Raw genomic sequence first — 4,155 nt, forward strand, 5'->3', positions numbered from 1 at the left:
CCTGGTCGGCTTTGAGGCGGGAGATGCTGATGTAGTAACCGAAGGTTTTGTTAAAGCCTACTTTGAGATTAGCAATTTCGGTGCGTTCGCGCTCGATCGCTTCTAAATTGGCAATCCACTGGAGATCGCCTGCTGCTCCGGCGCGCATTTCGTCGAGTTGGGGATGGATGCCCGATCGAATGATACCGCCTTCTTTGAGGTGTTGAGGTGGGTGTTCGACTAGGTGCGCGGCGATTTGTTGTCCCAAGGCTTCGAGTTCGGCGGGGACGTGGTGGAGGATTTTGAGGAAGGGGGATTTGCCTTTGCTGGCGATGCTGGCGAGTTCGGGGAGTTTGAGGAAGGAGTCGGCGAGGGCGACTAAATCGCGGGCGTTGGCGCGTCCCGATGCGGCTTTGCCCGATAGGCGTTCGATATCATAGATCTGCTTGAGCAGTTGCTGGAGATCTTGACGCAGGAATGTGTGTTCGACGAGTTCTTGAATGGTATCTTGGCGTTTATTAATCGAATTGATATCGAGTAAGGGTTGCAAGAGCCAGCGGCGCAGGGCGCGTCCGCCCATTGCGGTGCAGGTTTTGTCTAACGCCCAGAGTAAGGAGCCTTGAAAGTAGCCATCCCGCATAGTTTGAGTAATTTCGAGGTTGCGACAAGTCTGACGATCGAATACTAGATAATCGCCGAGTGAATAGGTGCGTAAGGGTTGCAGGGTAACGGGATTCCCTTTTTGGGTGGCTTCGAGATATTCTAATAAGCCGCCAGCCGCCCGTACAGCCAGCGGAAACGGCGCGCACCCCAAAGATTCTAGCGATCGCATTTTGAAGGTGTCCATCAGCCGTTGCTTGGCTTCTGGGAGCGTAAATGGTGCCAGAGGGCGCATAGCATAACAGAAGCAATTGGGCAGACTGGTGGGGAGTAAGTCGGAAGATTCCCCCGGACGTAAGAGGCGGTTGAGATCGGGTGCGGCGACGGGAATCAGGATTTCGGGCGGTTGGAGCCGCATTAATTCTTGGGTGAGGACTTCTAAATCGGTACCTTGGGTAGTGAGAAATTCGCCTGTAGAGATGTCTGTATAAGCCAGTCCCCAATTATCGCCGACAAGCACGATCGCAGCGAGAAAGTTATTCCGCCGCGCTTGGAGCATTTCCTCCTCCTGAATCGTCCCTGGAGTCAGCACCCGCACGACTTCCCGCTTGACTAAATTACCTGCGGCTTCGGCGGCGGTTTCCATCTGGTCGCACATGGCGATCGCGTAACCTTTTTCGACTAAAATCGCACAGTACCGATCGACTGCATGATGCGGTACGCCAGTCATCGGCACGCGCCCGATTTCTTTACCACCTTCTTTACTCGTCAGTACCAGTTCCAGCTCCCGCGCGATCGTGATTGCATCCTGAAAAAAAGTTTCAAAGAAGTCCCCACACCGATACAGCAACAAGGCGTGCGGATACTGTTCCTTCACCTCAACGTAATGCTGATACATTGGCGACAGTTTGGTTCGATCGAGCAGACGATAATCGGCGTTGCGAATTTGATGGCTCGTGCGAATACCAGTCAAGTCGGGAGTATTATCGGTCATGGAAGTGGGATGTGAGGTGAGGTGTGAGGTATTCAGGCGCGATTGCTGTGGCAATTTTTAGAATACTTGCAGATCCAGATTAACACCAATATTTATGTACTGAAGCAGGTTTGCGTTAAGCTACGGTATTTTGCTGGTGAGGCTTTGTGGTGTTGGTGTGTTAGTTGGGTTTTGCTCGATCGCAACCCAACCTACGATTTGTCGAGGTTTCAGGAGTTTTTTGTGTCGCTCGGCATTAAAACTGCGCGAATAACTCCATCAATATTTCTTCGGATGATACTTGTTGCATTTGTTGAAAAGATGCAGGGCCTTTCATAAAATCTTTAATCGTTATCTTGCGGTCGCGAAAATCGATGACAAATTGATGAATTTCGGCAATGACCTTAATCTGCGACTCGGTTTCGGATACCATTTCGCCGATCGGATCTAGACCGTGTTTGGTCATCTTTTTATACTCTGCGACGATCGATCCTTCGGGGGTCTTTTTAGTTTGACTAATTTCTTGCTTGAGGTTAGCAAATTGACTGTTTAGAAATTCATTCTCTCGTTCGATTCGCGCACAGCGGCGGGTTAGATCGTCTTCATTATCGCGATCGATAATTTCGCCCAGATCGTGTTTTTTCTCGATCGCGAGCAACTTAGCTAAATCTCCAGACTCGTATGCCTGATTGATTTCTTTCATTACTTCCGTCCGATATTCGCGATCGTGGTCGTCGAGCGTTTTGTCGGGGTGAAAGACATCGGCTAATTTCAGAAAGATCTGGCGAATCTTTTTTAACTCGTCTCTGTCGAGTTGGGGTGGCTCGGATTCTGTGTTAAAAGACGATCGGCGTTGGCGACCGAAAAAATCTTCAGCATCCCATTCATCTTCATCTACTTCTGCTGGCTCGTCGTCATCAAAATCGATTGATTTAGAGCTAATCAACCCCGATATTTGCAGGGTGTAGTAAATTTTCTCAATATTTTTGCGCGTTTGTTTGCCTAGCTTTTTACCGCTGAAAAGCTCTGTAAATACAGCATGAATTTTCTCGTCTAGTTCTAACAGTTGCTGGAGAATCGGCGCGCTCCGTTGGGCTACTTCTACGCCAATTTCTCGAATTTTAGCGATTAAATTATTTAGCTCGGTGCGTTTTTTGGCAATTTGCTTGAGTAATTTCTCGTTATCTCGCTCTAAAAACTCTAACCGAATCCGCAGATCGGAAAGTGCTAACATATCGGAACTAGCAGCAACACTAGTAGGAGCGACAGTCTGGCGAGTGGTTGTAGATTTAGCTGTTCGAGCCATAGATGGTTACAGTAGTTGAAGATCGCAACTGCACTATTCTAATCCAGTTATTCGATCGGGTGTTAAATGGCTCCGCTGTTCACCGCGTTTGTTAAAATAGATTCAGTCAAAGTGCTGACGCTAAGATTCGATGATTGGACAATATTTCAGCGATTATGCACCTGACAGTGGCAGGATGTGGGTTATCGATCGTAAGTTGGTAGTAGCTTTCCGGAATTAGCTGTCGATTCTCTTGCACAGAGGCTTCGCCAACGATTGAATCGGATCGATACATGCTTGCAAATGTTCCCCAGTTAATCACTCGGCGAATTTATACCAAAAATCTAAAATATATTATGTCTAAAAAAGGAATTGCGGCGGCGGCATTATTAGTCGGAGCTGCTGGTGCGGGATTTGCCGCTTATAAATACATCTATACAGGCGAAAGTAATCCTAGCGATTTGGCTGGAGTCATTCCCGCCGATGCCATGATGGTGGCTTATGTTTCCAACGACTCTGAAGCTTGGGCGAAGTTGCAAAAATTTGGGACTCCCGCCGCCCAAAAAATTATTACGGCGCAAGTAACCGAGGCGCAACAAAAGTTTTTGGCTCAAAGTAAAATGGATTTTGCTACTGATATTCAGCCGTGGCTGGGTAATACCATGTTTGCTATTCTTCCAGATAGTAGCGGTAATGCTTCGGCGCAGCCGCATGTGTTAATTGCCATCGGCATTAAAGATAAAATCAAAGCCCTAGATTTTTCTAATAAACTCAAAGCTCAAAGCAAAGAACCGACTAAAGAAATCGACTATAAAGGTGTCAAAATCACCGATTCTGGTAAGGGTAGCAGCGAAACCTTTAGCGCGATTGTTAACGATCGATTAGTTGTCGCACCCGAACAAAAGTCGCTAGAATTAGCGATCGATACTGCCAAAGGACAACCATCGCTGGCTAGTAAAGCGGGTAACGATTGGTTTAAAGCCGATACCCTCGGACTCAAACAACCGATTGCGGCTTTTTATATTCCCAACTATATCCAAACCGTTCAGCAATTATTTAAGTCAGGCAAACAACCGATGCCGCTAGATGCCGCCACCCTCGAACAATTGAAGAAAATTCAATCTCTCGGCGGCGGAATTGCGATCGACGATGCGGGAATTAGGATGAAGTTTGTTGCCAAAACCGATGGTACCACTCTACAGCTACCCAGTACCGCTAATAAAGCGATCGGCAGTTTTCCCGTAGATACCTTTGCCATCGTTGGCGGTACGGGTTTGAGCCAAGTTTGGACGGAGGTTAATAAAATCGCGGCGGCGCA

Annotated in this window: 3 protein-coding genes; 1 reads left to right on the forward strand and 2 read right to left on the reverse strand. The window is 47.8% G+C overall.

Annotated elements, in window-relative coordinates; genetic code table 11:
* Both mutS and Q0R35_RS11630 read right to left on the reverse strand, forming a co-directional pair.
* A partial coding sequence (gene mutS / locus Q0R35_RS11625) for a DNA mismatch repair protein MutS (RefSeq protein WP_295617979.1) occupies positions 1 to 1,573 on the reverse strand: 1,573 nt, incomplete at its 3' end.
* Positions 1,574 to 1,808: 235 nt separating this feature from the next.
* Positions 1,809 to 2,858: a J domain-containing protein gene (locus Q0R35_RS11630; RefSeq protein WP_295617973.1), complete on the reverse strand. Its 1,050-nt coding sequence runs from the start codon at positions 2,856 to 2,858 to the stop codon at positions 1,809 to 1,811.
* Between the two features lie 335 nt (positions 2,859 to 3,193).
* Here Q0R35_RS11630 and Q0R35_RS11635 point away from each other — a divergent pair.
* The coding region (locus Q0R35_RS11635; protein WP_295617976.1) for a DUF3352 domain-containing protein at positions 3,194 to 4,155 on the forward strand (962 nt) is incomplete at its 3' end.

Origin of the sequence: Chamaesiphon sp. GL140_3_metabinner_50, from assembly GCF_025361915.1 — a bacterium.
Lineage (GTDB): Bacteria > Cyanobacteriota > Cyanobacteriia > Cyanobacteriales > Chamaesiphonaceae > Chamaesiphon.

Excerpts from the sequence above, each read along its gene's own strand:
- Q0R35_RS11630 (WP_295617973.1), bottom strand. The coding sequence starts at position 2,858 with ATGGCTCGAACAGCTAAATCTACAACCACTCGCCAGACTGTCGCTCCT.